Genomic DNA, 26841 nt, shown 5'->3' with positions numbered 1-26841 from the left:
GGACACTCCTATTGTTCCGGCTGAAGAGTCATGCGGATACGTTGTGGCTCACCACCACTAACATCAGAACGCGCCTGAACCACACCTTGGTCGATAAAGTACTCTAATCGCCCACCTTCAAAGCGATCTGCTTGCTGGGTCAGTTCCGCTTGGTCAATGAGCTCTACCCGACGCTCGGCAACATGATAAATAATACGTTTTGCCCAGCCTTCCATTGGGCTAGCTTGGTCTTCGAGCTGGTTACGTATGTAGGCTCGTCCACCGGTTGCAATGGCACGCGATAGCTCGCCAGCATCGTTGCGCTGAATCTCAACGCGATCGCCGCGCAGTTGCATATTGCCCTGCCGAATATCGACGTTGCCTGAATACACTGCGGTGCCTGCGCGTTGATCGAGATCTAAACGGTCAGCCTCTACTTCTACGGGGGCTTGGCTTTGTGCCATAACCGGTAGCGCTGCCGCTGAAATGGGTAGCGCAATGACGAAGAGTGCCGTGCGAATAAGAACGTTCATCGCGACTCCTACTGAGAACGAGTGGCAGGCGGGTGAACGCCGCGCACGTTATTGGTTAAGCGGATCTGGCTATCATCCAGCCATACATCCATACGTGAAGCGTCAATGCGCTGGGGCGGTTGCTGAAGTATGGTTTCGGCATCGCTCCAAGCATGACGGGTGATGCCATCATAGTGTAATAACTCAGTATTCAACTGCCAGCCCTCATCAGGTGCAAGTAATTGGGCTGAACCAGCTAGCGTGAGCGCCTGCGTGTCAGTATTTAGGGTGCCGGTCTCCGCCGTCGCTAGCCATTGACGCTCTTCGCTATCAAATAGTGTCGCCCTGGGGGAGAGGACATCTGTCATCGCCGTTTGAGGGGTATGAACTAAGCGTGGCGTCGTCAGCGACTGCTGGATGGCTCCGGTGTCACCAAACAGAGTAATTTCTGCATTCTCTAGTACATGGCCGGGCTCTTGAGCACGAGCCTCTGCGTCGATTGATTGGTCTTGAGGGCCGCGCGGATCCAGCCATACCAGTACGCCACCTAAGGCAAACACCATGATGGTTATCCAAATGCGTTTTTTAACCCAAAAGCGCATTACGATTGGCCGTGTAGGTACGTATCTAAAACAGCATCCCAATGGCCTTGAGACATCAATAAGGTATCGCAGATTTCACGTACAGCGCCGTGGCCACCAAGCCGATCGGTGATCCAGTCAGCGTGAGTATGCATATAATCAGGAGCATTAGGGACGGTGATGCCTACGCCAGAACGTTTAATTGGAGCAAGGTCTGGTAGGTCGTCACCACAATAAGCAACCTGCTCAAGCGTGATGTCTAGGCGTTGGCAAAGCGCGCGTAGCGTAGTGAGTTTATCCTCGCACCCTTGATACACATGGGTAATGCCCAACGACGCAGCACGTTGGCTGACCATGGGAGAATCACGCCCAGTAATTAAGGCAACATGGATTCCGACGCGTTTCAAAAGTTTGAGGCCGTGGCCATCTTGGGTATGAAACGCTTTGATTTCGATACCGTCAGCTTGAAAATAGAGGCGGCCATCGGTAAGTACGCCGTCAACGTCAATAGCAAGCAATTTTACGCGGCGAATCCGGTCTTGTAGAGCGTCAGGTAGGGCCATGAAGCCTCCGTATTATTAATGTTTGAAAAGATTGATTAAATGACACCGCTAGCAAGTAAGTCATGCATATGTAGCGCGCCAATGGGGCGCTGCTGATCATCCACGACCGCCAGTGCGGTGATTCGACTGTCTTCCATGATGCGTACCGCTTCAGCCGCTAACACATCGGGACCGATACGTTTTCCAGGACGTGTCATCACATCATCAACTAGGACGTCACGTAGGTCATGAAACTGATCCAGCGTTCGGCGTAAGTCACCGTCGGTATAAACGCCGGCAAGGCGTCCTTCGCTATCGATTACGCAGGTAAAGCCCAACCCTTGGCGAGTAATTTCCAAGAGTGCGTCCCGTAACGGGCTGCCTAATGCTACTTGGGGGAGGCGTGATCCGTTGTGCATTAAATCCTTTACACGCAAAAGTAGGCGTTTGCCGAGGCTTCCACCTGGGTGTGAAAGCGCAAAATCTTCCGCGGTGAAGCCCCGTGCTTCTAATAATGCCACGGCTAAGGCATCACCTAAGGCAAGTGCTGCTGTGGTTGAGCTGGTCGGCGCTAAGTCGAGAGGGCAGGCTTCGCGCTCAACGCCGCTATTAAGGTGAGCATCGGCGTGTTTGGCTAATGTGGAACCAGGGCGTCCAGTCATGCTGACAAGGGGGGTTCCTAGGCGTTTCAGCAGCGGAAGCAGCGCAGTGACCTCTGCGGTTTCGCCAGAGTTCGAAAGTGCTAGTACAACATCTGCGCGGGTGATCATGCCGAGATCGCCATGACTGGCTTCACCTGGGTGTACAAAAAAAGCAGGCGTGCCGGTGCTTGCCAACGTTGCAGCCAGCTTGCCCGCAATATGGCCGGACTTACCCATGCCGGTTACCACTACGCGGCCCTGGCAGGCGAGGATAAGTTCACAAGCGTGGTCAAAGCTCTCATCAAGTTTTGCCTGAAGTCCACCGATAGCGGCCTGCTCAATTTGCAGTGTGCGCAGCGCACTTTCACGCAGTGGGCTAGGTGTCGATAGTGGCTGGCGCATGAGGGCATCTCTTTTCATAAGCGGTCAAAAGTAGGTCGGTAAGAATAACATCTTGGCGCGGTTTGTAGGTAAGGCGCGTATCCTACTCCTCAGCGCGGTTGCAATGAGCGCATCTGTTACTGTGAGTAGCGTTAAGTTACGATGTTCGATAATATTTCGAAAACACTGTTTTTTAAACTGTCTGTTCTTTATAAACTAGCTGTTTTTTTGAATTATCTGTTTTTAACTAACTAATGCGTAGCCAGCATATACTAATGCTGTTGCGGCAAGACGACCATCAAGGCCAGCCAGCCCATGACCGATGCTCCCTTCATCGAAATTGAAGATTTGTACTTCTCGCGGGGTGATCATGATATTTTTCGCGGAATCAACATGACGATTTCGCGAGGCCAGGTAACGGCTATCATGGGGCCAAGCGGTACCGGAAAGACGACCCTTTTAAAGCTAATTGGTGGGCAATTAACGCCTGACCGGGGGCGAGTGTTAATCGACGGTCAAGATGTGCATCGCCTGTCGCGTAAGGCCCTGTTTACGCTGCGTAAGCGCATGGGTATGTTATTTCAGAGCGGCGCACTGTTTTCAGATCTTGATGTATTTGAAAACGTAGCGTTTCCGCTTCGGGTGCATACTGACTTGCCTGATCCTATGATACGCGATCTAGTGCTTCTTAAGTTACAGGCAGTGGGTTTGCGCGGGGCTAGGCACTTGTCGCCAGCTGAGCTTTCGGGGGGGATGGCAAGGCGTGTGGCGCTGGCACGGGCGGTAGCGCTTGATCCAGAGTTAATCCTTTATGATGAGCCTTTTGTCGGGCAAGACCCCATTTCTATGGGGGTGCTTGTACAGCTAATTAAACGGCTGAATCAGGCACTGTCGCTTACGTCAGTGATCGTTTCGCACGATATCAAAGAGACCCTCAGCATTGCGGATTATCTGTACCTCATTGCCGATGGGCAGGTGGTAGCCTCTGGCACGCCAAGAACCTTAGATACGAACCAAGATCCCCGAGTAAGCCAGTTTATCCATGGTGAGCCAGACGGGCCGGTGCCGTTTCACTATCCCGCTGAGACACTTTACCGCGATATTCTAGGCCAAGCCTCTGCAGGGAAGGTGCGTTAAATGCAATCAAACATTAAACATGCTATTTCGCATGTCGCTCGGCTGGGGCAAAAAGGGTGTGATGCCTTAGAGTCGTTAGGGCGTGCAGGTGTCTTTCTTGCCCAGTCGGCAGTAGGGGTGCCTTCTCGGGAAGGGTGGTCGTTGTGGCTGCGCCAAGTGCACTTTGTCGGTGTACTGTCTCTGGCTATTGTACTGGTGTCAGGGCTGTTTATAGGCATGGTGCTTGCGCTGCAGGGGTATACCATATTGGTTGATTTTGGGGCAGAGCAGGCGCTTGGCCAGATGGTTGCTCTTTCGCTTCTTCGAGAGCTAGCGCCAGTGGTCGCTGCGCTACTGTTTGCAGGGCGCGCGGGCTCTGCGTTAACGGCGGAAATTGGCCTGATGAAGGCGACTGAGCAGTTAACCAGCATGGAAATGATTGGCGTTGACCCTCTGCGCCGGGTTGTGGCGCCAAGGTTGTGGGCAGGTTTTGTTGCGCTACCTATTCTTACCGTTGGTTTTAGCGTAGTGGGGATTTGGGGGGGCTATTTGGTTGGCGTGGAATGGCTGGGGGTTTTTGAAGGCTCTTACTGGAGCAATATGCAGGCTAGTGTTTCGTTTGTTGATGATATTGGTAATGGAATAATCAAAAGCCTTGTATTTGCAGTAGTCGTCACCTGGATTGCGGTGTTCCAAGGGTATGACTTAGTGCCTACCTCTGAAGGTATTTCGCGTGCGACAACCCGCACGGTGGTGTATTCATCGCTTGCTGTTTTGGGGCTGGATTTTGTATTGACCGCCGTGATGTTTGGCGGCCTTTAATGGGTGGAGCAATAACATGAAGCGCAGTAAAACCATGGAGTTTGGTGTTGGCCTGTTTATGCTTGCGGGCATTCTGGGGCTTGTTTTTTTGGGCTTACGCGTAAGTGGCATGACGCTTTCAACATCTTCCGACACGTTTCGTCTCGAGGCCAGTTTTTCCAACATTGGCAGCCTGAAACCACGTGCGCGGGTCACCATGGCCGGTGTTACTGTGGGACGGGTAGAGGCTATTGAGCTTGATACCGAGTGGTATGATGCGCGGGTGGTGTTGAGCCTCGATAGTGATCTTGAAGGCCAGCTTTCACAAGATACTACCGCAGCTATTTTGACGGCTGGGCTGCTCGGTGAGCAGTATATTGGCCTGAGTGTTGGCGGCGCTCCTGAAGTGCTTGAGGAGGGGGATGTTATTCGTGATACCCAGTCTGCCCTGGTGCTCGAAGAACTTATCCAGCAATTTGTATCCAATATGGTTACTAACTAAGCACCGTGGGTGCTGTCAGTTGTCATGAGGTGATTTTAATGAAAGAAAATAGCGTAATGTTGGCCCGTCGTTTGCTTTTTTTGTTGACGCTAGCGGTCGTTCTGCTGCCTTTTGCTGCCCAGGCCCAGTCGAAATCGCCAGAAGCGTTGGTTCGTGAAAACGTCAATGAATTCATGGAGCAGATTAACGGTAGAGAAGATTATTACGCCAATAATCTTAATGAGCTTAAGGCGTTAGTCAACGATAGCCTGAATGATGTAGCGGATTTTCGTTATATTGGCGCTAGCGTGATGGGAAGCTACTTCCGCAACGCAACGCCAGAACAGCGTAGTCGGTTCGCCGATGTCTTTCGTCAAACCCTGATCGACACGTACACGCGTGGTCTCGTGACCTTTGATTACGATGAGTTGCGAGTGTTGACCGACCAGCGCGGTCAGCGCTATGAAGATCAAGCCAGTGTTGATATGGAAGTTGTTGCCACAAATGGTCAGGTTTACCCCGTTAGCTACAGTCTGCGACTTTCAAATGGTGAGTGGAAAGTGGTCAATGTTATTGTTAATGGCATCAATTTAGGGCTGACCTTCCGTAATCAGTTTGATCAGTCGATGCGCGAAAATAACCGAGACTACGATGCAGTCATTCGTAGTTGGTCGCCTGAAATTGGTGTCGACGAGCTTGAGCAAGGGGGCAACGCGTGACGACGCTGTTATCTATGCCCCATGTTTCGCTGATTGCGCAGTCTTGCGCGTTGGCTGTTCAGGGTGATCTCAATGTCAATGCAGCGGCCGATGTGGCCGCTGCAGGCGTTAAATGGCTTGAAAGTGCTCGATTAACTGATGTAGTTCTCGATTTTTCAGGCGTTTCAAAGGCAAGTAGCGCGGCGATTAGCGTTCTGTTTGAATGGCTGCGTGCGTGTCACTCGCTAGACATTGTCGTTACGTCGATTGCATTGTCTGCTCCGCTTGAGCGTTTAACGTCGCTCGCTGAACTCGACGCGCTAATAGGTTCGCCCAACGCTGAAGCGTGAGTGCTCGTCTAGCATCGCCAAGCGTGTCGCTTTTCTTTATCATGTTCTCCTGTTCTTCACTAATTCAACGTCCTCCCTATTTCAATTACCTAATTCAATGGCCCAAAGGAGTTTCCTGTCTTATGCAACCCAACGAGGTAAAAGCACTGCTTGAGTCCCGCATCGATGGATGTGATTTTCATATCCAGGGTGAAGGCTGCAATTTTCAGGTGATCGCGGTTGGCGAAGCTTTTGAAGGTCTTTCTCCTGTAAAGCGTCAGCAACTGGTCTATGCGGCGCTAAATGACGAAATTGCATCTGGCGCTCTGCACGCCATTAGTATCAAAACGTTTACTCCGGCGCAGTGGCAAACTGCACCGGAAAACGCATAGTAGCGGCTTCTCTATGGATAAATTAATCATTACCGGCAATGGGTCGGTAGATGGCGAAGTGTGGGTGAGTGGCGCTAAGAATGCGGCGTTGCCAATTTTGTGTGCCAGCCTTTTGGCAGATGGTCCGGTCATTATTGGTAATTTGCCTCATTTGCAAGACATCACTACTACGCTGGAGTTGCTAGGACGAATGGGCGTTGAACCTGTGATGGGTGAGAAACTCAGTATCCAGCTTGACGGCTCTCAGGTAACGCAGTGTCATGCTCCCTACGAGCTCGTTAAGAAGATGCGCGCCTCCATTCTGGTGTTAGGCCCGTTGTTAGCACATTTCGGTAAGGCAGATGTTTCTCTACCAGGCGGGTGCGCAATTGGTTCACGTCCGGTGGACTTGCATATCCGTGGTCTTGAGGCGATGGGCGCAGAGATCCGCGTTGAAGCGGGTTATATTCGTGCCCGAGTTGATGGACGCTTGAAAGGAGCCACTATCTTCTTTGATACAGTGACGGTAACGGGTACCGAAAATCTGTTGATGGCGGCAACCCTTGCTGAGGGCACCACTATTCTTGAAAATGCTGCGCGCGAGCCGGAAATTGTCGATCTCGCCGAGTGTTTGATCAAGATGGGAGCTAATATTCGCGGGCATGGTACTGACACAATCGTGGTTGAGGGCGTTGCGACGCTGCACGGCTGCGAGCACGATGTCATGCCTGATCGTATTGAAACGGGTACTTTCCTGGTGGCAGCTGCCATGACGGGTGGTCGCGTGAAAGTGAAGCGCACCCGTGCCGATATTTTAGAAGCGGTGCTTGCGAAGCTTGAAGAAGCGGGTGCTGAGATTACCAGTGGCGATGATTGGATCGCTTTGGATATGCACGGTAAGCGCCCAAAGGCGGTTAATATTCGCACTGCGCCCTATCCTGCATTTCCTACCGATATGCAGGCCCAGTTTGTGGCGATGAATGCTGTCGCTGAGGGGCATTCCCGGGTAGTGGAAACCATCTTTGAAAACCGCTTTATGCACGTACAAGAGCTAAACCGGATGGGGGCGAATATTGCCCTTGAAGGTAATACGGCACTGATTGAAGGCGTAGAAAAGCTTTCAGGTGCGCCGGTAATGGCTACCGACCTTCGTGCGTCAGCATCATTGGTGATCGCGGCAATGATGGCTGAAGGTGAAACGCTTGTAGATCGTATTTATCATATCGATCGTGGTTATGAGTGCATTGAGGAAAAATTACAGCTGCTGGGTGCGCGCATTCGCCGTATTCCTGGCTAAGCCATGTTATTAACCATTGGCCTAAATAATGAGTAAGCAACTGATTTTGGCCCTTTCAAAAGGGCGTATTCTGGACGAAACGCTGCCGCTGTTGGCAGATGCGGGAATTACCCCGGCAGAAGATTTGGGTAAAAGCCGTAAGCTGTTGTTTGATACTAATTTGCCAGATGTAAAGTTGGTGATTATACGGGCAACCGATGTGCCGACCTATGTGCAGCTGGGTGCCGCAGATGTAGGCATTGCGGGTAAAGACGTTCTGCTTGAGCATGGGGCTGAAGGTCTATACGAGCCCCTAGACTTGGATATCGCTCGTTGCAAGCTGATGACTGCTGGTGTGACAGGTCAGTTGCCTGCTGAGGCGCGTCGTCGTGTAGCTACTAAGTTTGTAAACGTAGCGAGGCGTTACTATGCAGAGCAGGGTATTCAAGCCGAAGTGATCAAGCTCTATGGGGCGATGGAACTTGCTCCGCTGATGAATTTGGCCGATGAAATTGTTGATATCGTTGATACCGGCAATACGCTACGCGCCAATGGCATGGAGCCTCGAGAGCTCATTGCCCATATCAGCACCCGCCTGGTGGTTAATAAAGCCGCCATGACCATGAAGCATGATCGTATTAAGCCATTGTTAGCCCGCCTGGAAAGTGCGGTTAAAAAGCGTCAGACTCAGCCTATTGAATGACACGAGGTTTACCATGAGCGATAAGTCCACAGCCACCATTGCCCGTCTCTCGACTGTTGATGGGGCATTCCATCAGCATTTAGATGCGCTGCTGGATTGGGAAGGGGTGTCTGATAAGGCAGTACAGGCTCGTGTTGAAGAGATATTGGCAGATGTTAAACGGCGAGGTGACAGTGCGGTGGTTGAGGCGACAAATCGCTTTGACCGCCTGTCAGTCGAGAGTATGGAGCAGCTACGCCTATCTCCTGAGCAACTGAAAAAGGCCTTTGATGGTCTGCCTGCTGAACAGCGTAATGCGCTGTCAGCCGCCGCTGAGCGTATTAAGCGTTATCATGAGCGCCAGAAGCCAAGCTCGTGGCAATACGAAGAGGCTGATGGAACGGTGCTGGGCCAAAAGGTCACCCCGCTGGACCGCGCAGGTATTTATGTGCCAGGCGGGAAAGCCGCTTATCCTTCATCGGTATTGATGAATGCTATCCCTGCCCATGTGGCTGGTGTGCGCGAGATTGTGATGGTTGTGCCGACTCCGGACGGTGTGTTGAATGATCTTGTGCTGGCAGCTGCGCATCTGGCGGGCGTCGATTATGTGTTCACGATTGGTGGCGCACAGGCGGTCGCAGCGCTTGCCTATGGCACGGAAAGCGTTCCGCGGGTAGATAAAATCGTAGGGCCTGGAAATATCTACGTGGCGACTGCTAAGCGCGCGGTATTTGGTCAGGTTGGTATTGATATGATTGCCGGCCCCTCTGAAATCATGGTGGTGTCTGACGGCCAGACAGACCCAGATTGGCTGGCGATGGACTTGTTTTCCCAGGCTGAGCACGACGAGGATGCCCAGGCGATTTTTGTTAGTTGGAACGCTGCGCATCTCGAAGCCGTAGAGGCTGCAATCGAACGATTATTGCCGACACTTGAGCGTGAAGATATTGCCCGTGCTTCGCTGCAGCGTCGTGGGGCATTAATCCTATGTCAAGATCAAGGCGAAGCCATTGAATTGATCAACCGTATTGCTCCAGAGCACCTTGAGCTCTCTGTAGAGGCGCCCGGCGACTGGCTTGATGACGTGCGTCACGCTGGGGCTATCTTCATGGGGCGGCATACTTCGGAAGCTCTGGGTGACTATTGTGCGGGGCCGAATCATGTGCTGCCCACGTCTGGAACAGCCCGTTTTTCATCGCCACTGGGGGTGTATGATTTCCAGAAACGCTCCTCCATTATTCACTGCTCGCCTGACGGAGCGTCTGAGCTTGGCAGAATAGCCTCTGTACTTGCCCGAGGCGAATCACTGACGGCCCATGCTCGTTCAGCGGAGTATCGTATTAACGATTGAGTCTTGTTTGAAAAAAGCGCCGTCTGAACAAGCCGCTGATAACCATCAGAGCGACTTACGAGTCGCTCTGATGCTCTCCTGATGTAGCATTAATGGGTACCGGCCGCTCACCTACTTCCAGTGTCATGTCCATGCGCTCACCGCTTCGTACGATCGTCAGCGGTAGTTTCGTGCCGGGTGGAATGGAAGCAATCGCGCTCATTGTTACCCGAGCATCCAAAATCACTTGACCGTCAATAGACAGCAGAACATCGCCGGGCTGTAAGCCTGCTTTAGCGGCAGGCCCGTCTTTCACGACGCCAGCGACGATCACGCCTTGAGGGGTTCTTAGCCCAAACGATGCGGCCAGCTCGCGGGAGAGTGCTTGTGCTTCTATGCCAAGCCAGCCGCGTATGACGCGACCGCGGGTAACCAGTTCATTCAAGATGCTGTGGGCAAGGTTGGCTGGAATCGCGAAACCAATTCCTTGTGATCCCCCTGACCGTGAGAAAATAGCTGTATTAATGCCTACTAAGGCGCCGTCAGGGTTGACTAATGCGCCCCCGGAATTGCCTGGATTTATCGCGGCGTCGGTTTGAATGAAGTCCTCGTAGGCATTTAAACCTAAGTGGCTGCGCCCCGTTGCGCTAATAATGCCCATGGTAACGGTTTGCCCAACACCGAAAGGATTGCCGATAGCGAGTGCTACATCACCCACGGCTACCTGTTCTGAGTCAGCAAGTTCGATCACTGGCAAGTCATCAAGGGTAATGCGTAATACGGCAAGGTCGCTTTCTGGGTCAGTGCCAATTACCTCGGCAAGTGTTTCCCGACCATCGCGAAGTGCTACCTGTATTTGATCGGCGCCATTAATGACATGGTGATTGGTTAGCACGTAGCCGTCATGGCTGACGATAACGCCAGAACCCAGGCTCGACAACATTCGCTGATGAGTGGTTGCATCGTCGCCGCTGAAGAACTGCTGGAAAAAAGGATCAGACATTAATGGATGCTGATCGCGTTCAACAATGCGTGATGAATAGATATTGACGACGGCTGGCGCCGCTTGATTAACGGCGTTGGAGTAGCTTGCAGGCCCTTGGTTGCGGTTGAGCGGTTCTGCTTGGCGAATCTCAGGAGCAGGTCGATTGGCTGCCGACTCTCCGCTAGTAGGCACCAGCGAAGAGGGGGGTTCGACCGTTGCGGGTGGCGTTTGCCGAAACGGATTGGGCAAATACTCTGGGAAAGCAAGTAGCACCAAGGCAGCGAGCAATAACCCGGTGATAATTGGCCATATATAGGGCAGCACAGAGCGGTGCATGCGAAATTTCCTCAGCGGGTGATAGTCTAAATGTTCGCGAGGTTCGCGATAACGCGAAGCGAGATTTACAATAGTTCCATCGTAACACTTTATTGAGATGTTCCTCACGATAGCCTGTTAATCGGTTAAGGAGTCAGTGTGATCCATCGCGACCAACTAGTTGCTGCTTGCGACCATCAATTGCGGTCATCGCAATTTAAAGATTTTACCGTTAACGGCCTTCAGGTGGAGGGGCGTGACACTGTAACGCGGGTGATGTCAGGGGTGACGGCATGTCAGGCGTTATTGGAGGAGGCGGTCGCTTGGCGAGCGGACATGGTGTTAGTGCACCATGGTTATTTCTGGAAAAATGAACCGGTAGCTATTACCGGCATGAAGCAGAAACGTATTAAAACACTGCTGGATAACGAAATGAGCTTGCTTGCTTACCACTTGCCATTAGATGCGCATGCAGCGTTTGGCAACAATGCCGAGCTGGCCAAGCGTCTGGGGTGGAAGGTCGAGGGATGCATTGATGGTGAGCTTGGCGAAGGGTTGTTGTGGTCCGGCCGGTTGGCTGAGCCGCTAAGCGTTGCTGAGCTGGGAGGTCAATTGGCTGCAGTGCTCTATCGAGCGCCTTTAGTGGTCGAGTCGCCTTTAGTTGGCTCTGTGGAGCGGGTCGCATGGTGCACTGGAGGTGCTCAAGACATGATTACGGCGGCTTACGATGCAGGGGCGCAAGTTTTCGTGTCTGGGGAAATATCAGAGCGCACGACGCACTTGGCTAGAGAAATGGGTATTCATTACATCGCGGCTGGTCATCATGCGACTGAACGTTTTGGTGTTCAGGCGCTGGGTGAGTGGTTGGCGAGTGAGTATGGTATAGAGCACCGATTTGTCGATATCGATAATCCCGCCTAGCGCTAACTTGTGCAAAGCATCCGCATCGGTTGGCTATGCGGATGCTATTTGTCATGCAGGTGCTTTAAAAGCAATTAGCCTTGCTGTTTCTTAATAACGAGGAGGTTGAGGTGTGGTTGTGTCATGCTCATTCAAACTGCTCTTCAAGCCAAAGTCTTCAGATAGCGTACCGCTTTTGCCGTCAGCATAATCACGCGGAGTGTTAACATCACCTTCGTCCTCTGTGTTAGGCGCGAGTTTGTTTGTGGAAGGTGTAATGGCCGTTTCCAGTCTCCATTCAGCAGCTTCGCTGTCTATTTGCTGTTCTAGCCGATCAGCTTCCTGGCGAATATTAATGATGTGCTGCTGGATGCCGGTGAGGTGGCTTCCCATGCCTTTCTTAAGCTCGGCTATTTGATGTTCACGCTCAAGTAAAGCCTGCTTTAATGTGGCGTGGTCACGTTGGCTTTTGCTGAACAGGCGATAACACGCTAAGCCGATAACAAATCCAATAACGAGACCGATAATCGCAAAAGTGAATGGCGAGCTTGCTTCCACAGTATTCTCCCTAGAGATGATGCACGCCACCAAGCGCATGGCGGGGTTCGACAAATAGTTTAACAAACAGCTTAACAAAGCGTGACCATTATAGGCGCGTATCCGTCGGTTGGGTCAATCCGCTCATGCGCTTAGTTATTATGCAGCGTATAATATTCTTTTTTTATTTGGGCAGGCTGTGTTCTTACAACGTCACAGTTTCGTTCACGATGTGTGCTGTGGGAGCGAGTTGATGTCATCATTATCTGCACGTCAAGACAGTGAGCAGGCGAGCCGATTAACGCCTTTTGCGCGGTATCAGGAAAACTTAAAGCGTGACGATTTCCAGTACGACCCTGCTCAAGAGCAGGCGGTTAAGCATCTTCAGCGCCTTTATGATGAGTTATTAGCCATACCCGCTAGTGCTCCTAAAACTGTAGTTGCTAACAAAGGGTTAAAAGCAAAAGTTGCCGGGCTGCTGGGTAAAAAGGTCAGTGCCGGCGGGCCAGTGCTGCCGGAGGTTAAGGGGCTCTACTTTTGGGGAGGCGTGGGGCGTGGGAAAACGTATCTAGTTGATACTTTCTACGAGGCGCTGCCGTTCCCTGAAAAAATGCGCACCCATTTTCATCGTTTTATGCAGCGTGTCCACAATGAGTTGACTCACTATAAGGGCGAAAAGAACCCTTTGACGCTGATTGCTGGCAAGTTCGCTGCTGAGGCGCGCGTCATCTGCTTTGATGAGTTTTTTGTCAAAGACATTACCGATGCAATGATCTTGGCAAATTTGCTTGAGGCATTGTTTGAGCGTGGCGTGGTGTTGGTGGCGACATCCAATATAGTGCCGAACGACCTTTATAAAGATGGGTTGCAGCGTGCACGGTTTGTTCCCGCCATTGAGCTAGTGAATCGCCACTGCGAGGTCGTCAATGTCGATTCTGGTGTTGACTACCGTTTGCGTGCCTTGGAGCGGGCTGAGATTTTTCATGCACCGCTTGATAAAGCGGCCGAGCAGGAGCTAAGCAGAAGCTTCAGAGAAATAGCCGGTCATGAAGGTGAGGAGGGGGCGCCTCTTGAGATTAATCATCGCGTTTTAAAGACGCGCCGACTCCACGACGATGTGGCATGGTTTGAATTTGTCGAACTCTGTGATGGGCCGCGTAGCCAGAATGATTACATTGAGCTTGCCAGAGAATTTCATACAGTTTTGGTATCTAACGTCACTCAGATGAATGTCAAAACAGACGATCAGGCTCGCCGCTTTATTAATATGGTTGACGAGTTTTATGATCGCGGGGTTAAGCTGTTGATGTCGGCAGAGGTGCCAGTTGAAGCGCTGTATCGCGATGGTAAGCTGACCTTTGAATTTCAGCGGACGCTGTCGCGTCTGCAGGAAATGCAGTCTAAAGAGTATCTGGCGCTACCCCATAAGCCCTAGTATCGGGTACTCCGATAAGTACGCTGCAAGCAAGAATAATATCAATAAGAGCGATATCAATAAAAAAGAGTGGCGGTACTTAACTTGCGGTGATACTTGCTGTAGAATGCCGCCTCGCTGCATGTTGCTGGTTTTTTCTGGCAACCAAAAAAAATAGGGATGGTGCTTCATCGCTTACGTAGCGGTGTAAGCTACCCAACACACTTAATCTGGTGATTTTATCCATGAAGACGTTCAGTGCTAAGCCGCAGTCCGTCCAGCGCGACTGGTACGTAGTCGACGCTACGGACAAAACGCTCGGTCGTCTGGCAACCGAGATTGCTCGCCGCCTGCGTGGCAAGCATAAGCCCGAATTTACTCCTCACGTTGATACTGGCGATTACATTGTTGTTATCAACGCTGAAAAAGTCCACGTAACCGGCAACAAGGCGAAGGCTAAAACCTACTATCGCCACACTGGTTACCCGGGCGGTTTGCGCTCTATGACATTCGACAAAATGCTTGATCATGCCCCTGAGCGCATTATTGAGTCTGCCGTTAAAGGCATGTTGCCGAAAGGTCCTTTGGGTCGCGCCATGTACTCAAAATTAAAAGTGTACGCCGGTGCCGAGCATCCGCATGCTGCCCAACAGCCGCTTGAACTGAACATCTGAGGAAATCTTCGCCATGACACAGCAGTATTACGGTACCGGGCGCCGCAAGACTTCCACCGCTCGCGTGTTTATGAAGCCGGGCTCTGGCAAAATTACCGTCAACGATAAAGATCTTGACCTTTATTTTGGTCGTGTAACTGGTCGTATGGTTGTTCGTCAGCCGCTTGAGTTGACTGAGACGCTAAATCAGTTTGACATATTTGTCACTGTTGCTGGCGGTGGTGGTTCCTCTCAAGCAGGTGCCATTCGTCACGGTATTACTCGCGCCCTGATGAACTACAATGAAGATCTGCGTCCAACGTTGCGCGCCGCTGGTTATGTAACCCGCGATGCTCGTCAAGTTGAGCGTAAGAAAGTCGGTCTGCGTAAAGCACGTCGTCGTCCGCAGTTCTCTAAGCGTTAATTTTACGCTATGCGGCAAAAGCGCCCAGGTCAAAGACCTGGGCGCTTTTTATTGGAATATCAAAAAATTATAACGCTTATACCACCATGGTCACGGGCGGTTGTTCTTGTGCAGAGCGCTTTGTTTTTTTAACATAGAGCGTATTTGATATTCGTCGTCGCAAGACGCCTTTGCGGCGGAACGGGTAAGCTGATGGGAGAAACCAGAAATGGCAGATAACGGCGTAAACAAAGGTCGGCGCCGTTTCCTTGTAGGCGCCACCTCCGTTGTGGGGGCGGTGGGCGCTGTCGGGGTTGCGGTCCCCTTTGTGGCTTCTTGGCAGCCTAGTGCCAAGGCAAGAGCGGCAGGTGCGCCTGTTCAAGCTGATATATCGAAGCTTGAGCCTGGGCAGCGTATGACCGTTGAGTGGCGTGGTCGGCCGATTTGGATTATTAATCGTACGCCGGAAATGATCGAGCGAACGGAAGCGTTAGGTGCCGACAGTTTAGCGGATCCTAATTCGGAGGTGCCGCAGCAGCCAGCGTATATCCAGGGTGACTTGCGCTCTATCAAGCCAGAAATAGGCGTATTGATTGGTATCTGTACGCATTTGGGTTGTTCGCCCCTGTTCCGGCCTGAGCCGAATGCTGAAGGGGTGGGGGTTGATAATTGGCCGGGTGGTTTCTTCTGCCCATGTCATGGCTCTCGCTTTGACTTGGCCGGTCGCGTGTTCAGTAATGTACCTGCGCCGACTAATCTTGAGGTTCCACCCTACCGCTTTGAAAATGATGACATTATTGTCATCGGCGAAGATGAGGAGGCTGCCTAATGGGTAATCCGAATAAAGCCAAGGCGGAAAAGGGCCTCATGCGTTGGGTAGACGATCGCTTCCCTGCTACTCAGATGTGGCAAGAGCATCTTTCCAAATATTACGCGCCTAAAAACTTCAACTTTTGGTATTTCTTTGGCTCATTAGCGCTGTTGGCGTTGGTTAACCAAATCTTGACCGGGGTTTGGTTAACCATGAGCTTTAACCCCTCTGCTGAAGGTGCATTCGATTCTGTCGAATACATTATGCGTGATGTGGAGTGGGGGTGGTTGATTCGCTATATGCACACCACCGGCGCTTCTGCCTTCTTTCTTGTCGTCTATCTGCATATGTTCCGTGGCCTCTTGTATGGTTCCTACAAAGCGCCTCGCGAATTAGTGTGGGTGTTTGGTATGACTATTTATCTGGTGCTAATGGCAGAAGCCTTTATGGGCTATTTGTTGCCATGGGGTCAGATGTCATACTGGGGTGCTCAGGTTATTATTTCGCTGTTCTCAGCGATTCCTGGCATTGGTCCCGATCTGGCTCAGTGGGTGCGTGGTGACTTCCTGATTTCAGGCATTACCCTCAACCGTTTCTTTGCACTGCATGTGGTTGCTTTGCCAATTGTTATTTTAGCGCTCGTCGTGCTGCATATTATTGCGCTGCATGAAGTGGGTTCAAATAACCCTGATGGTATTGATATTAAGCAGAAGAAAGATGAGGCGGGCGTGCCGTTAGATGGAATTCCCTTCCATCCTTACTACACGGTAAAAGACTTGGTGGGTGTTGCGGTCTTCCTGTTCGTTTTCTGTGTGGTGGTGTTCTACTTCCCAGAAGGCGGCGGCTACTTTATTGAAAAGCCAAACTTTGATCAAGCTAACCCGCTACAAACACCTGATCATATCGCGCCCGTTTGGTATATGACGCCTTTCTATGCCATTCTTCGCGCCATTACTTTCTCGGTGTTCGGCTTAGACGCCAAGTTCCTTGGTGTTATATTCATGGGGGCTGCAATTGCGATATTGTTTGTCCTTCCATGGCTGGATCGTAGTCCGGTACGCTCAATGCGTTATAAAGGCTGGATGTCGAAAACCATGCTGACGCTGTTTGCTATCAGCTTTGTCATCCTTGGTGTTTTGGGTGTGTTGCCATCGACAGAGGGCAGGACGCTACTAGCCCAGGCGTGCACCGTGATTTATTTCGCCTTCTTTGTCTTGATGCCGTTCTACACCAAGCTGGAGAAGACTAAACCCGTTCCGGAAAGGGTGACTGGCTAATGAAAAAGTATCTTTTTGGACTCCTTTTCGCCTTAGTGCCAGTAACTGCGATGGCTGCCGGTGGTGCGAGTGTCCCGCACTCGATGGATCCTGATCTGCATGATCAAGCCTCGCTGCAAAATGGCATGAAGCTCTATGTTAACTACTGCATGGGCTGCCATTCGCTTAAGTATCAACGCTTTGCTCGTGCGGCTGAAGATCTGGGGATGCCCCAGGATTTGGTTGAAGAAAATCTGATTTTCTCCTCTGATCTGGCGTTTAATGATCAGATGCATATTGCAATGAATAGTGGCGATGCTGAATCTTGGTTTGGTGCTCCGCCGCCCGATCTATCGCTAAAAACGCGTGTGCGTGGAACGGATTGGATCTACTCCTATCTGCTTGGCTTCTACAAAGATCCGAGCCGCCCCACTGGTGTTAACAACACGGTATTTGATCTGGTTGCGATGCCTAACGTGTTGGAGCCTCTGCAGGGCGTACAAGAGCTGGTGTGCTCAGAAACTGATCATCCGGTGGCGGGTCAGTCACCCGATCCTTTGTCGGGTAAGTACCAGTCTTGTGATGTGCTGCAAGTGACCCAGCCAGGTTCCATGGAGCCTGCTGAGTTTGAGGAAGCGATGTATGATCTTACTAACTTCCTGGCTTATGTGGGCGAACCCTCAAAGCTTCAAGCTCAGGCGCTGGCACCTAAAGTGCTGATCTTCATTTTCATTTTTGGTGTGATTGCCTACTTGCTTAAGCGTGAGTACTGGCGAGATGTTCACTAATAATTAAGTGATGAGTGGCATGTCGGGCGTACGGCGAAAGCCGTGCGCCCTTTGTTTATTTAGTCAGTCGTAATGCAAAGCGGGTTACCATCCCATAAGCTAGCGCTGGCGTGTTATTATCAAAGATTGTTTTGATGCGAGGATGCTTTCATGGGTGTTGTGGCCAAGCGGTCGTCGATGATCTTTTACTCTGGTAATGATGATCATTTTAGTCATCGTGTGCGCATTGTTCTGGCTGAAAAGGGGGTGGCGGTTGATATCGTTGATGTCAGCGACGAGCGTCCACCTGAAGAGTTAGCAGACCTCAACCCGTACAACAGCGTGCCTACGCTGCTAGATCGTGACTTAGTGCTTTATGAATCTAAGGTCATGATGGAGTATCTGGATGAGCGTTTCCCTCATCCTCCTCTACTGCCTGTTTATCCGGTGGCGCGGGCGCAAAGCCGTTTGTGGATGCATCGTATTGAGCGCGAGTGGTGCCCAATGCTGGAGCAAATACGCACCGGTGGTAAAAAAGAAGCGGAAAAGGCGCGTAAAGAACTGCGCGAAAGCCTCATTGGGATTTCGCCTATCTTTGAAGATATGCCTTACTTTATGAGTGAGGAGTTTACGCTTGTAGACTGCTGTTTAGCGCCGATTTTATGGCGTTTGCCTGATCTGAATATCGAATTGCCTGAAAAGCAGGTAAAGCCTCTGTTGGGCTATATGTCGCGGGTATTCGAACGCGAAGCGTTTAAAGCATCTTTAAACGAGCGTGAAAAAGAGATGCGCGCTTGAATTCATGCTGCCTCTTCTCCTTAATCAGGTAAGGGGCATATTTGTCAGGAGGAGGGAGTCTTATGAAATCGAGCCGTCCCTATCTCGCCCGAGCTCTCTATGAGTGGTTGTTGGATAATGAGTTAACGCCTTATGTGGTGGTTGATGCTACTCAGCCAGGCGTGGAAGTACCGCGGCAGTTTGTTCAAAATGGACAAATTGTGTTGAATGTAGCGCCGACCGCTGTGCGTGACCTGTTTATGGAAAATCAGGCTATGGGGTTTAACGCTCGCTTTGGTGGCCAGCCTATGCAGGTAATGATTCCTACGCCTGCGCTTATCGCGATCTACGCTCGTGAAAATGGTGCTGGTATGGTGTTTGGGCATGAGCCAGAGCTGGATGCGGCAGAGTTTGATGATGCCGAATTAGATGGCGATTTTTCAGACGCTTTTGATGAATCGTCCAAGCCTGAGTTAACGGTAACAGAGCCTGTCCCTGAAAAAGAGGGTGACGTTTCTGCACTATCGTCTAAAAAGGCTAAGAAAAAGCCGACGCTACGCGTGGTTAAGTAGCATGGTTTTTAGCTAAGTGGTTAACTTATGCTCTTGAGCGACGGTTTTTCTTAGTAAAGCAGTTGGTGAATAAAAAACCTCGTCTCGGTGAAAAGCCGAGGACGAGGTTTTTTTATGACAATGTGTTTAATCAATCGATATAGTCAAAGACTTTAACGATTCGCTGAATGCCGCCAACCGCGGATACCGCGTTAGCAATTCGGTTACCTTCATCTCGAGTCACCATGCCCATCAGATACACAGTCGCGTTTTCGGTGGTGACTTTCAGTTTTGATGAGTCGATGCGATCATTGGTGGCGAGTTGGCTCATCACATTGGTGGTTAGCCAGGTATCGTTTAGGCGTTGGCTAGCGGGTAGGTTTGCAGCAATACTGAGTTCGTTGTGTACTTGGTCTACGCCTCGTAGAGAGCTGGCGACTTCACCTGCTTTATTGCGCAGTTCCTCGCTAGGTACTTGCCCTACCAGAAGTAATGAGCCGTTATAGCTATGCGCCCTGATGCGTGCATCCCTTAAGCGGGCATCTGAGCGTTCCAGCGCACGTGGTGCTTCACGTTCAATAGTTGTGTCAATGGCTTCAACATCACTGCTGCGCTGACCATAATTGGAAGGGTTAGATGCTGCGTTATTTGCACATCCAGTAAGTAAAATAACGCTCAGTGTCACAACGGCAGTCAGTTTGTATAAAGAATAGCGTAGGACCATGGCGATGACTCCTTTCAAAATGTAAAGTCAGTAGGTGTTAATCTACCCGTTTGATTGTGTCTGTGCAGTTTGATCTGCTCAGTTTAATTTGTTTTGTGCTGACTATTTAGTCGACTCCGCCAAAGAGCTGTTCGTCAATTAAATCACATAAGCAGTGGATGACGAGTAGGTGAACCTCTTGAATGCGCGCAGTGGATGTTGCTGGAACGCGAATCTCACAGTCATCCTGGCCTAGTAGTGACGCCATATCGCCTCCATCTCTGCCAGTCAGCGCGACAACCGTCATATCGCGGTCATGGGCCGCCTGGATGGCTTGAACGATATTGGCTGAGTTGCCGCTAGTGGAAATGGCTAATAAGACATCGCCGGGCTGGCCTAGCGCCCTGATCTGCTTGGAGAACACTTCATTATAACTGTAGTCGTTGGCGATCGAGGTAAGTGTTGAGGTATCGGTTGTCAGTGCTAGTGCGGGTAGGCTTGGGCGCTCACGTTCAAAACGATTCAATAGCTCGGACGAAAAGTGCTGGCTATCGCCTGCGCTGCCGCCATTGCCGCAGGCGAGAACTTTACCTTCGTTAACTAAGCACTGAACCATCATTTGGCTGGCGACTTCGATAAAAGGCGGCAGCACTTCGCTGGCATATGTCTTCGTGTCTATGCTGGCGTTAAAGTGATTAAGTATGCGTGATTGAAAGTCCATTAGGGCTTCCTAGGTAAAGGTATCAGTAAGCATCAAAAGCCGCTTTTTCCCACTGGAATTCAAGCGTGGGAGGCGTGCCTGTGATCGCTAGGATATCAAAGCGACACGGACTTGAAACAGCATGCCGAGCGATATAGAGCTTGGCTGCTCGTATTAAGCGGTGTCGCTTCTGTGCAGTGACGGTCTCTAAGGGGTGGCCGTAACGGGTAGTGGTGCGATGTTTGACCTCGATAAAGACCAGGATATCCTGGTCTTTCATCACAAGATCAAGCTCACCACCTTTAACGTGATGATTGCTAGTGACAAGTGTTAAGCCATGTTGCTGCAGCCATTGAGCGGCTAATTGCTCAATGGCTGCGCCCCGCGTCCGTGCTGTTTGCGGTGTATTGGGATTCTGATAACTATTGGTCATCGTTCAGTAGGCCGGGAATCAAAATGGGTGAAGGCACGCCATTTTGGAATTTCGCCCACGGTAGTTCTCGATAAACCCTGCCATCACCTGATAAGCGAAGAGTGCCAGTGCTTCCATTCATACCGTCAAGGGCTGATAAGTCTGATAGGCGAATGCCAAGCTCGTAAGCATCCACGCCCATTGCCATCAGGCGGAACATTGACGCGTCTGACTCGTTGCGAAGCTCTGCATATGTCGAATAGAAGGGCAGCGCTTCTTCCCCGCCAACTGCTGCGTCAGGGATTTGCCATGGAATATCGATAAACATCACATCATTTAGGTCTTGGTCTAAACGTGTCTGTAGACGCCCTTCATGAAGGTGGGAGGTAGCATAAACAGGCAGGTTGGGGGCGTAGTAGTAGTCCATGGTCGGCGGCACTTGGCGCGCGTACTCGGGAAGTGCTAGTAAGAATAGTGCATCAATGTTCCCTAGGCGGGCGCGATCGCCGCTGACATTTAGGGCTGTTTTGACTGCGTTAGCTACGGCGCTGCTAGGGTTGTAGCGGACGGCATTGGTGATTTCACCACCTTGGCTTTGCCACTCATTCCAGAAAGCTTCACCTACGCGGCGTCCCCAGGCATTGTCGGGCACCATAATAGCCATTTGACGATGGCCGTCCTGAAAGGCTCGGCGAGCTGCTTGACGGGCTTCATCTTCAGCGGATAAACCATACTGAAGGAGTTGAGGTGCTTGATTGCTTGCGCTGTTGCCATAGTTCAGAGCCAGTGTCGGTAGTGGTACACTATTGCGCTGCTCAAGTTGGGTGACTTGACCTTTGTCAATTGGACCAATCAAAAGTTGGGCATTCATTTGCTCTGCGCGTTGGTAAATTTCATCTAATGAATATTGAGACGCATTGATGAAATTAAGTTGTACATTATCTCCGCGCAAGTCGTGATGACGGCGCATGGCAGAAGCGATAGCGTTAGCCACGCTACTTAGTGGGCCAGATTCTGGTAATGCCACTGCTATGCGGCGTATTTCAACACCCTCTAATTCAGGTATGGATACTTTCGTATATTCAGTCTGATCCAAGGCTTGGCGTGCCCACTGCTGCCGTTCTGCAAGGGTATCTTGTTGGTTTGCCTGCATGGGGAGTTCGTCGTCAAGCACCTGGGTCGCGCGGAGGACCGCGCGGGGGTTGTCCATGCCACGAGCAAGTTCAGAGAAAAGCATTGCCCAGCGCACCCGATCCGATTCTGAAAGCATGTTTTCATCAACCGCATCGGCTGCGTCAAAAGCATTTTCGCGTTGCCCTTGTCTAGCAAGGATATTAGCCGCTTCCAGTCGCGTCTTGGCAGCTTGCTCAGGCGCTTGCTGCTCAGCTTGACTAAGTAATCGGCTGGCATCCTGGTCAGGGACGCGGTCAACCACACTTGGGGATTGCATAGCGCACCCTGTAATCAGAAGCGCCATGAAGGCAGTGGCTAGTAATCCACGTATTGACTGTTTCATGTATCCTTCCTTAGTTTCCATTTGCGCTGCCGTCGCTCAATGAGCAGATAAATTTACCATTGCACAAGCATGGCGCACCGTCAGTGCAGGCTATTAACAAATCGGGAGTCACGATGACACACCAGCATCCGGGTATATTGTACGTGGTTGCAACACCAATTGGGAATTTGGAAGACTTATCGCCACGCGCTGCTCGGGTATTAGCGGAGGTATCACGTATTGCTGCGGAGGATACACGCCACAGCGGCCGCTTGTTGGCGCATCTAGGCATTAATAAGCCGATGCTCTCATTGCATGAGCATAATGAAGCACGGCGAGTCGATACGCTGGATAGTTACTTAATGGCGGGGGAAAATGTTGCCCTAATTAGTGATGCGGGGACGCCGCTGATATGTGATCCGGGGTTCGTGTTGGTAAGAGAGTTGCGATTGCGGGGTAGGCAGATTGTGCCGCTTCCTGGGCCTTGTGCGCTGGTCAGTGCACTTTCAGCGGCTGGGTTGCCGACTGATAAGTTTACATTTGGTGGGTTTTTGCCATCTAAGCCAAGTGCGCGACGGCAAGCGCTTGAAAAATGGCAGTGTCGAGAAGAAACGCTGGTTTTTTACGAGTCACCTCACCGTATTGAGCACACGCTCGAATCGTTATGTGAACAAATGCCTGAGCGAGCGGTTGTTCTGGCGCGAGAATTGACCAAAACGTATGAGACTTTTTTGCAGGGCTCGCCGTCATCATTGCTGGATCAGCTTAGGCAAGACCCTAACCAAGGTCGTGGAGAGTTTGTCGTAATGATCGCTGGGGCGCCGCCCGTTGTTCAAAGCGATGAGCAATCTATTGCTGCTGATGAGTTGCTTAAAGCCATGCTAGCAGAGGGGGTTGGCGTCAAGCAGGGGGCAGCCGTTGCTGCAAAAATGCTAGGCGGCCGAAAGCAGGAGTGGTACGCAAGATTGCAAGCATTGAAAGGTGGGCATTGAGGCGACGGCGGGGCGCTGGTATGCTTGCCGCCGGAGTTGGCCAGACAGTCGCCGCTAACACACTTGTAAAAGTGTGTTGGGGGAGGAAAGTCCGGGCTCCATAGGGCAGAGTGCCAGGTAACGCCTGGGCGGCGTAAGTCGACGGAAAGTGCAGCAGAGAGTAGACCGCCTAAGCCTTTCGAGGCCGGTAAGGGTGAAAGGGTGCGGTAAGAGCGCACCGCGCGCCTGGCAACAGTGCGTGGCATGGTAAACCCCACTCGGAGCAAGACCAAATAGGGATCCAATGGCGTGGCCCGCGCTGGATCCGGGTAGGTTGCTTGAGCGCTGTGGTGACGCAGCGCCTAGAGGAATGACTGTCCACGACAGAACCCGGCTTATCGGCCGACTCCCCATTTCCATAAAAGGTGCGCCGTTCGCACCTTTCTTAACACTGTGTGAGATTAACATGCCTTCTCCTGACGCTGACCAGGTTACTTCCCATTTTCGCCACACCAGCGTCTTATTAGAAGGGGCGGTAGATACACTTGTTCATAATCCCGATGGTATTTATTTAGACGGTACGTTTGGGCGAGGCGGGCACTCCCGCGTCATTCTTTCGCGCTTGAGCGAACAAGGTCGTTTAATGGCCATGGATCGTGATCCTCAAGCAATAGCAGCCGCTAAGGATATCGATGATCCTCGTTTCGACATAACGCAGCGAGAGTTCGCTCGGTTAGTTGAATATGCACAAGAGCAAGGGGTTTACGGAAAGCTTTCAGGTGTATTGCTAGATATTGGTGTTTCTTCCCCGCAGTTAGATGATCCAGAGCGAGGCTTTAGCTTTATGCGCAACGGTCCTCTTGATATGCGTATGGATCCTACTCAAGGAGAGAGTGCCGCTGCGTTTTTAGCCCGTGCTAGCGAAAATGATATTGCCAATGTGTTTAAAACCTATGGTGAAGAGCGTTACGCAAAGCGCTTGGCACGAGCCGTTGTTACGCGACGTGTGGAAAAGCCTTTTACGCATACTGTTGACTTGGCCGAGGTGTTAAAAGAGGCTCACCCTGCTTGGGAAAAGGGTCGTCACCCAGCGACCAAAGCGTTTCAGGGGCTGCGTATTTATTTAAATGGTGAGCTCGATCAACTGGATGCAGCGCTTGAGGGGGCATTGGAAGTGCTGGCTCCTGGTGGGCATCTGGTTGTGATTAGCTTCCACTCGCTTGAAGATCGTCGTGTAAAACGCTTCATTCGTCACCATGTGCGGGGTGATACGCACTTGCCACGAGGCGTGCCTATTCGCGATGATCAGCTAAATCGCCGTCTTGAAGCCTTGGGTAAAGGAATACGCCCAAGTGATGAAGAGGTGGAAGCTAACCCTCGGGCGCGCAGTGCCGTCATGCGGGCCGCCCGTAAACGAGTGTGATCATGAGCATGGATCGGATAGAGCGTTGGGCGTCAACGCTGCGCACCGAATGGCCTTTCAAGCTACGTTTTCGAGCTTGGCCGGTTATCCTTATCGTGCTGTTCTTGGCGTGTGTCGTGACCGGTGGTTTAGTGGTTGCCACCACGCATATGACGCGAGTGCAGTATGCGCAGCTACAGCAGTTAGAGCAGGAAAAAAATCAGCTGCAAACCGAGTGGGGGCAGCTGCTATTGGAAGAGGGGGCGTGGTCTACTCCAGCCCGTGTAGAGCAAATTGCTACGGAACGGCTTGAAATGCGCATTCCCGATGTGAATGATGTCGAGGTGATTCGACCATGAAGCGCGAAAGTCGGGGAGGGATATCCCGTCAAATGCCTATTGCGCCGCCATTAGCTGGCGGACGCTTTTTATTTATTCTCATTATTGTAATGCTTGCGTCAGCCATTTTAGTCGGCAGGATTACGCTGCTTCAGGTAATTGATCGCCCGTTTTTACAGAGCCAGGGCGATGCCCGTACGCTTCGCCATGAGGCAATACCCGCACACCGCGGTATGATCACTGATCGTAATGGTGAACCTCTGGCTATTTCTACGCCTGTTGTAACACTTTGGGCGAATCCTCAAGAGCTACCTACCGATGCCATTCAGCGAGTAATGCTGGCGCAAGCTTTAGGCATGTCGCTCGATGACTTTGAATCCCGTGTCTCTCGATATAGCAGTCGAGAATTTATGTACCTTCGTCGTCAAATGACGCCCGATGCGGCCCAGCGCATACTGGATTTACGCACGCCTGGTGTTTATCAGCAGCGTGAATACAAGCGTTATTATCCAGCCGGTGAAGTGGCGGCGCAGTTGCTGGGTGTTACCAATGTGGATGATGTGGGGCAAGAGGGTCTAGAGCTCTCTTATCAGCCCTACTTAGCGGGGCATCCTGGACAACGCCGAGTCATAAAAGATCGACGAGGTCGTTTAGTTCGTGAGCTCGGAGTTATCCGTGAAGCGCAACCTGGCGGTGAGTTAACGTTGGCGATTGATCAGCGTATTCAATATATGGCCTACCGTGAATTGCGCGCTGCTGTCGCTGAGCATGAGGCGGACGGTGGAGTGTTAGTAATGCTCGATGCGCGCACAGGGGAAGTGTTAGCAATGGCTAACTTGCCTTCTTACAACCCGAATAACCGCGCTGGGTTAGATCCGCGAGGTTTACGCAACCAGGCACTGGTTGATGTGTTTGAACCAGGGTCTGTTATGAAGCCTTTGGCAATGGCTGCAATACTGGAAAGTGGTGTTGTAGATCGTGATGCTATCGTTGACACCTCGCCTGGCTGGATGCGCCTGGATCAGTTCACTATTCGAGACTTCCGTAATTATGGCGATTTAGATTTAGCGGGGATTCTAGAAAAATCTTCAAACGTTGGTATGTCTCGTTTAGCGCTACAGCTAAGCGATACGGCCATTTGGGAAAAATACAATCAGCTAGGTCTTGGACAAGCACCGGGAACCGGCTTTCCTGGTGAGGCGACAGGCAGTTTGCCAGCGCCAGTTCGCTGGTCTCGAAGTGAACGAGCGACGCTCTCCTATGGTTACGGTCTCTCTGTTTCAGCGGTTCAATTGGCCAGTGCTTACACTGCGCTAGCCAATAATGGCGTGCGTTTGCCGCCCTCGCTGTTGAGGCTTTCTGAGCCTCCTCAGGGGAGTCCTGCTATATCGCCCACAGTGGCCAATGATTTGCTGAATATTTTAGAAACGTCGGTCGCCGCCTATACCGGTGGTCGCCGAGCGCGCGTTGAAGGCTATCGTGTGGGGGGGAAAACAGGCACGGTGCGTAAAATAGGGCAGCAAGGTTATACCACTGATGCTTACCGCAGTGTTTTTGCGGGGATTGCGCCTATTTCCGACCCGCGTATTGTTACCGTCGTTATGATTGATCACCCTCGCGCTGGCCAATTTTATGGTGGAGCAGTGGCTGCTCCGGTGTTTTCTAGCGTTACAGGTAATGCCCTACGTTTGCTGGACGTGCCGCCCGATCACGAGGTCGAGTAGCATAAGG

The 26841-nt window shown here is 51.4% G+C and carries 32 protein-coding genes and 1 other RNA gene; 23 read left to right on the top strand and 10 right to left on the bottom strand.

Features of this window, described 5'->3' with window-relative positions:
- Positions 1-8: 8 nt before the first annotated feature.
- From lptA to JFC11_RS07810, 4 genes are read right to left on the bottom strand one after another with little or no spacing between them, the layout of a single operon-like run.
- Entirely contained in the window at positions 9-512 is a 504-nt protein-coding gene (gene lptA, locus JFC11_RS07825; RefSeq protein WP_038485507.1) for a lipopolysaccharide transport periplasmic protein LptA, read from the bottom strand.
- Between the two features lie 8 nt (positions 513-520).
- Complete coding sequence (gene lptC, locus JFC11_RS07820) at positions 521-1093, bottom strand: LPS export ABC transporter periplasmic protein LptC (RefSeq protein WP_174412721.1); 573 nt, start codon at positions 1091-1093, stop codon at positions 521-523.
- Entirely contained in the window at positions 1093-1635 is a 543-nt protein-coding gene (locus JFC11_RS07815) for a KdsC family phosphatase (RefSeq protein ID WP_038485504.1), read from the bottom strand. Before JFC11_RS07815 ends, lptC begins: the two co-directional genes overlap by 1 nt.
- A gap of 35 nt (positions 1636-1670) precedes the next feature.
- On the bottom strand, positions 1671-2657 hold the full coding sequence (locus JFC11_RS07810) for a KpsF/GutQ family sugar-phosphate isomerase (RefSeq protein WP_038485501.1): 987 nt from the start codon (positions 2655-2657) through the stop codon (positions 1671-1673).
- Between the two features lie 294 nt (positions 2658-2951).
- Here JFC11_RS07810 and JFC11_RS07805 point away from each other — a divergent pair, with 294 nt between their 5' ends.
- The 9 genes from JFC11_RS07805 (at position 2952) to hisD (ending at position 9741) form a co-directional block, all read left to right on the top strand.
- A complete protein-coding gene (locus tag JFC11_RS07805; protein WP_038485498.1) occupies positions 2952-3773 on the top strand; it encodes an ABC transporter ATP-binding protein in 822 nt (273 codons plus the stop codon).
- On the top strand, positions 3774-4574 hold the full coding sequence (mlaE, locus tag JFC11_RS07800) for a lipid asymmetry maintenance ABC transporter permease subunit MlaE (protein WP_038485495.1): 801 nt from the start codon (positions 3774-3776) through the stop codon (positions 4572-4574).
- A 16-nt stretch (positions 4575-4590) separates the two neighbouring features.
- Positions 4591-5055, top strand: coding sequence for an outer membrane lipid asymmetry maintenance protein MlaD (mlaD, locus tag JFC11_RS07795; RefSeq protein ID WP_038485491.1), 465 nt, complete (start codon positions 4591-4593; stop codon positions 5053-5055).
- 38 nt (positions 5056-5093) lie between these two features.
- Positions 5094-5753, top strand: coding sequence for an MlaC/ttg2D family ABC transporter substrate-binding protein (locus JFC11_RS07790; protein ID WP_198349132.1), 660 nt, complete (start codon positions 5094-5096; stop codon positions 5751-5753).
- Positions 5750-6082, top strand: a complete 333-nt coding sequence (locus JFC11_RS07785) for an STAS domain-containing protein (protein WP_038485485.1) — start codon at positions 5750-5752, stop codon at positions 6080-6082. Before JFC11_RS07790 ends, JFC11_RS07785 begins: the two co-directional genes overlap by 4 nt.
- A gap of 122 nt (positions 6083-6204) precedes the next feature.
- The gene (locus JFC11_RS07780) at positions 6205-6453 is read left to right on the top strand and encodes a BolA family protein (protein ID WP_038485481.1); all 249 of its coding nucleotides are present in this window, start codon (positions 6205-6207) and stop codon (positions 6451-6453) included.
- 13 nt (positions 6454-6466) lie between these two features.
- The gene (murA, locus tag JFC11_RS07775) at positions 6467-7729 is read left to right on the top strand and encodes a UDP-N-acetylglucosamine 1-carboxyvinyltransferase (RefSeq protein ID WP_038485478.1); all 1263 of its coding nucleotides are present in this window, start codon (positions 6467-6469) and stop codon (positions 7727-7729) included.
- Between the two features lie 28 nt (positions 7730-7757).
- Entirely contained in the window at positions 7758-8411 is a 654-nt protein-coding gene (gene hisG / locus JFC11_RS07770) for an ATP phosphoribosyltransferase (protein ID WP_038485475.1), read from the top strand.
- A gap of 13 nt (positions 8412-8424) precedes the next feature.
- Entirely contained in the window at positions 8425-9741 is a 1317-nt protein-coding gene (hisD, locus tag JFC11_RS07765; RefSeq protein ID WP_038485472.1) for a histidinol dehydrogenase, read from the top strand.
- Between the two features lie 55 nt (positions 9742-9796).
- Here hisD and JFC11_RS07760 read toward each other — a convergent pair whose 3' ends face one another.
- Complete coding sequence (locus JFC11_RS07760) at positions 9797-11041, bottom strand: Do family serine endopeptidase (RefSeq protein ID WP_038485469.1); 1245 nt, start codon at positions 11039-11041, stop codon at positions 9797-9799.
- A gap of 138 nt (positions 11042-11179) precedes the next feature.
- Here JFC11_RS07760 and JFC11_RS07755 point away from each other — a divergent pair, with 138 nt between their 5' ends.
- On the top strand, positions 11180-11941 hold the full coding sequence (locus JFC11_RS07755; protein ID WP_198349131.1) for a Nif3-like dinuclear metal center hexameric protein: 762 nt from the start codon (positions 11180-11182) through the stop codon (positions 11939-11941).
- Positions 11942-12031: 90 nt separating this feature from the next.
- On the opposite strand, the gene JFC11_RS07750 is transcribed toward JFC11_RS07755, so the two are convergent.
- Positions 12032-12478: a ZapG family protein gene (locus tag JFC11_RS07750; RefSeq protein WP_198349130.1), complete on the bottom strand. Its 447-nt coding sequence runs from the start codon at positions 12476-12478 to the stop codon at positions 12032-12034.
- A 232-nt stretch (positions 12479-12710) separates the two neighbouring features.
- On the opposite strand from JFC11_RS07750, the gene zapE reads away from it, so the two are divergent.
- The 8 genes from zapE (at position 12711) to JFC11_RS07710 (ending at position 19110) form a co-directional block, all read left to right on the top strand.
- A complete protein-coding gene (gene zapE / locus JFC11_RS07745; RefSeq protein WP_198349129.1) occupies positions 12711-13892 on the top strand; it encodes a cell division protein ZapE in 1182 nt (393 codons plus the stop codon).
- A gap of 224 nt (positions 13893-14116) precedes the next feature.
- Positions 14117-14545, top strand: coding sequence for a 50S ribosomal protein L13 (gene rplM / locus JFC11_RS07740; RefSeq protein WP_009721993.1), 429 nt, complete (start codon positions 14117-14119; stop codon positions 14543-14545).
- Between the two features lie 13 nt (positions 14546-14558).
- Positions 14559-14948 (top strand): 30S ribosomal protein S9, encoded by a 390-nt coding sequence (gene rpsI, locus JFC11_RS07735; RefSeq protein ID WP_038485457.1) that lies wholly within the window; start codon positions 14559-14561, stop codon positions 14946-14948.
- 208 nt (positions 14949-15156) lie between these two features.
- The gene (gene petA, locus JFC11_RS07730; protein ID WP_038485454.1) at positions 15157-15756 is read left to right on the top strand and encodes a ubiquinol-cytochrome c reductase iron-sulfur subunit; all 600 of its coding nucleotides are present in this window, start codon (positions 15157-15159) and stop codon (positions 15754-15756) included.
- A complete protein-coding gene (locus tag JFC11_RS07725) occupies positions 15756-17015 on the top strand; it encodes a cytochrome b (RefSeq protein WP_038485451.1) in 1260 nt (419 codons plus the stop codon). The genes petA and JFC11_RS07725 overlap by 1 nt, the downstream gene beginning before the upstream one ends.
- Entirely contained in the window at positions 17015-17782 is a 768-nt protein-coding gene (locus JFC11_RS07720) for a cytochrome c1 (protein ID WP_038485448.1), read from the top strand. The genes JFC11_RS07725 and JFC11_RS07720 overlap by 1 nt, the downstream gene beginning before the upstream one ends.
- Before the next feature lie 150 nt (positions 17783-17932).
- Positions 17933-18559 (top strand): stringent starvation protein SspA, encoded by a 627-nt coding sequence (sspA, locus tag JFC11_RS07715; RefSeq protein ID WP_038485445.1) that lies wholly within the window; start codon positions 17933-17935, stop codon positions 18557-18559.
- Positions 18560-18621: 62 nt separating this feature from the next.
- Positions 18622-19110, top strand: coding sequence for a ClpXP protease specificity-enhancing factor (locus JFC11_RS07710; RefSeq protein WP_038485442.1), 489 nt, complete (start codon positions 18622-18624; stop codon positions 19108-19110).
- 130 nt (positions 19111-19240) lie between these two features.
- On the opposite strand, the gene JFC11_RS07705 is transcribed toward JFC11_RS07710, so the two are convergent.
- The 4 genes from JFC11_RS07705 to JFC11_RS07690 form a co-directional block, all read right to left on the bottom strand.
- Complete coding sequence (locus tag JFC11_RS07705; RefSeq protein WP_038485439.1) at positions 19241-19813, bottom strand: BON domain-containing protein; 573 nt, start codon at positions 19811-19813, stop codon at positions 19241-19243.
- Between the two features lie 106 nt (positions 19814-19919).
- Positions 19920-20513, bottom strand: coding sequence for a phosphoheptose isomerase (locus JFC11_RS07700; RefSeq protein ID WP_038485436.1), 594 nt, complete (start codon positions 20511-20513; stop codon positions 19920-19922).
- 22 nt (positions 20514-20535) lie between these two features.
- Positions 20536-20925 carry a YraN family protein gene (locus JFC11_RS07695; protein ID WP_038485433.1) on the bottom strand — a complete coding sequence of 130 codons (390 nt, stop codon included), beginning with the start codon at positions 20923-20925 and terminating at the stop codon, positions 20536-20538.
- Positions 20915-22420 carry a penicillin-binding protein activator gene (locus JFC11_RS07690; RefSeq protein WP_038485430.1) on the bottom strand — a complete coding sequence of 502 codons (1506 nt, stop codon included), beginning with the start codon at positions 22418-22420 and terminating at the stop codon, positions 20915-20917. The genes JFC11_RS07695 and JFC11_RS07690 overlap by 11 nt, the downstream gene beginning before the upstream one ends.
- 113 nt (positions 22421-22533) lie before the next feature.
- Here JFC11_RS07690 and rsmI point away from each other — a divergent pair, with 113 nt between their 5' ends.
- The 5 genes from rsmI (at position 22534) to JFC11_RS07665 (ending at position 26834) form a co-directional block, all read left to right on the top strand.
- Complete coding sequence (rsmI, locus tag JFC11_RS07685) at positions 22534-23391, top strand: 16S rRNA (cytidine(1402)-2'-O)-methyltransferase (RefSeq protein ID WP_198349128.1); 858 nt, start codon at positions 22534-22536, stop codon at positions 23389-23391.
- Positions 23392-23423: 32 nt separating this feature from the next.
- Positions 23424-23784: RNase P RNA component class A (rnpB, locus tag JFC11_RS07680), an RNA gene on the top strand.
- Positions 23785-23836: 52 nt separating this feature from the next.
- Complete coding sequence (rsmH, locus tag JFC11_RS07675; protein ID WP_038485424.1) at positions 23837-24793, top strand: 16S rRNA (cytosine(1402)-N(4))-methyltransferase RsmH; 957 nt, start codon at positions 23837-23839, stop codon at positions 24791-24793.
- 2 nt (positions 24794-24795) lie between these two features.
- Positions 24796-25131, top strand: a complete 336-nt coding sequence (gene ftsL / locus JFC11_RS07670) for a cell division protein FtsL (protein ID WP_038485421.1) — start codon at positions 24796-24798, stop codon at positions 25129-25131.
- Positions 25128-26834: a peptidoglycan D,D-transpeptidase FtsI family protein gene (locus JFC11_RS07665; protein ID WP_038485418.1), complete on the top strand. Its 1707-nt coding sequence runs from the start codon at positions 25128-25130 to the stop codon at positions 26832-26834. Before ftsL ends, JFC11_RS07665 begins: the two co-directional genes overlap by 4 nt.
- Positions 26835-26841 lie beyond the last annotated feature (7 nt).

The organism is Vreelandella alkaliphila (assembly GCF_016107625.1).
Lineage (GTDB): Bacteria > Pseudomonadota > Gammaproteobacteria > Pseudomonadales > Halomonadaceae > Vreelandella > Vreelandella alkaliphila.
The sequence above is the reverse complement of the archived record's forward strand: the minus strand, read 5'-3'. Positions and strand labels throughout refer to the sequence as shown.

Excerpts from the sequence above, each read along its gene's own strand:
- lptA (WP_038485507.1), bottom strand. The coding sequence starts at position 512 with ATGAACGTTCTTATTCGCACGGCACTCTTCGTCATTGCGCTACCCATT.
- lptC (WP_174412721.1), bottom strand. The coding sequence starts at position 1,093 with ATGCGCTTTTGGGTTAAAAAACGCATTTGGATAACCATCATGGTGTTT.
- JFC11_RS07815 (WP_038485504.1), bottom strand. The coding sequence starts at position 1,635 with ATGGCCCTACCTGACGCTCTACAAGACCGGATTCGCCGCGTAAAATTG.
- JFC11_RS07810 (WP_038485501.1), bottom strand. The coding sequence starts at position 2,657 with ATGCGCCAGCCACTATCGACACCTAGCCCACTGCGTGAAAGTGCGCTG.
- JFC11_RS07805 (WP_038485498.1), top strand. The coding sequence starts at position 2,952 with ATGACCGATGCTCCCTTCATCGAAATTGAAGATTTGTACTTCTCGCGG.
- mlaE (WP_038485495.1), top strand. The coding sequence starts at position 3,774 with ATGCAATCAAACATTAAACATGCTATTTCGCATGTCGCTCGGCTGGGG.
- mlaD (WP_038485491.1), top strand. The coding sequence starts at position 4,591 with ATGAAGCGCAGTAAAACCATGGAGTTTGGTGTTGGCCTGTTTATGCTT.
- JFC11_RS07790 (WP_198349132.1), top strand. The coding sequence starts at position 5,094 with ATGAAAGAAAATAGCGTAATGTTGGCCCGTCGTTTGCTTTTTTTGTTG.
- JFC11_RS07780 (WP_038485481.1), top strand. The coding sequence starts at position 6,205 with ATGCAACCCAACGAGGTAAAAGCACTGCTTGAGTCCCGCATCGATGGA.
- murA (WP_038485478.1), top strand. The coding sequence starts at position 6,467 with ATGGATAAATTAATCATTACCGGCAATGGGTCGGTAGATGGCGAAGTG.
- hisG (WP_038485475.1), top strand. The coding sequence starts at position 7,758 with ATGAGTAAGCAACTGATTTTGGCCCTTTCAAAAGGGCGTATTCTGGAC.
- hisD (WP_038485472.1), top strand. The coding sequence starts at position 8,425 with ATGAGCGATAAGTCCACAGCCACCATTGCCCGTCTCTCGACTGTTGAT.
- JFC11_RS07760 (WP_038485469.1), bottom strand. The coding sequence starts at position 11,041 with ATGCACCGCTCTGTGCTGCCCTATATATGGCCAATTATCACCGGGTTA.
- zapE (WP_198349129.1), top strand. The coding sequence starts at position 12,711 with ATGTCATCATTATCTGCACGTCAAGACAGTGAGCAGGCGAGCCGATTA.
- rplM (WP_009721993.1), top strand. The coding sequence starts at position 14,117 with ATGAAGACGTTCAGTGCTAAGCCGCAGTCCGTCCAGCGCGACTGGTAC.
- rpsI (WP_038485457.1), top strand. The coding sequence starts at position 14,559 with ATGACACAGCAGTATTACGGTACCGGGCGCCGCAAGACTTCCACCGCT.
- petA (WP_038485454.1), top strand. The coding sequence starts at position 15,157 with ATGGCAGATAACGGCGTAAACAAAGGTCGGCGCCGTTTCCTTGTAGGC.
- JFC11_RS07725 (WP_038485451.1), top strand. The coding sequence starts at position 15,756 with ATGGGTAATCCGAATAAAGCCAAGGCGGAAAAGGGCCTCATGCGTTGG.
- JFC11_RS07720 (WP_038485448.1), top strand. The coding sequence starts at position 17,015 with ATGAAAAAGTATCTTTTTGGACTCCTTTTCGCCTTAGTGCCAGTAACT.
- sspA (WP_038485445.1), top strand. The coding sequence starts at position 17,933 with ATGGGTGTTGTGGCCAAGCGGTCGTCGATGATCTTTTACTCTGGTAAT.
- JFC11_RS07710 (WP_038485442.1), top strand. The coding sequence starts at position 18,622 with ATGAAATCGAGCCGTCCCTATCTCGCCCGAGCTCTCTATGAGTGGTTG.
- JFC11_RS07705 (WP_038485439.1), bottom strand. The coding sequence starts at position 19,813 with ATGGTCCTACGCTATTCTTTATACAAACTGACTGCCGTTGTGACACTG.
- JFC11_RS07700 (WP_038485436.1), bottom strand. The coding sequence starts at position 20,513 with ATGGACTTTCAATCACGCATACTTAATCACTTTAACGCCAGCATAGAC.
- JFC11_RS07695 (WP_038485433.1), bottom strand. The coding sequence starts at position 20,925 with ATGACCAATAGTTATCAGAATCCCAATACACCGCAAACAGCACGGACG.
- JFC11_RS07690 (WP_038485430.1), bottom strand. The coding sequence starts at position 22,420 with ATGAAACAGTCAATACGTGGATTACTAGCCACTGCCTTCATGGCGCTT.
- rsmI (WP_198349128.1), top strand. The coding sequence starts at position 22,534 with ATGACACACCAGCATCCGGGTATATTGTACGTGGTTGCAACACCAATT.
- rsmH (WP_038485424.1), top strand. The coding sequence starts at position 23,837 with ATGCCTTCTCCTGACGCTGACCAGGTTACTTCCCATTTTCGCCACACC.
- ftsL (WP_038485421.1), top strand. The coding sequence starts at position 24,796 with ATGAGCATGGATCGGATAGAGCGTTGGGCGTCAACGCTGCGCACCGAA.
- JFC11_RS07665 (WP_038485418.1), top strand. The coding sequence starts at position 25,128 with ATGAAGCGCGAAAGTCGGGGAGGGATATCCCGTCAAATGCCTATTGCG.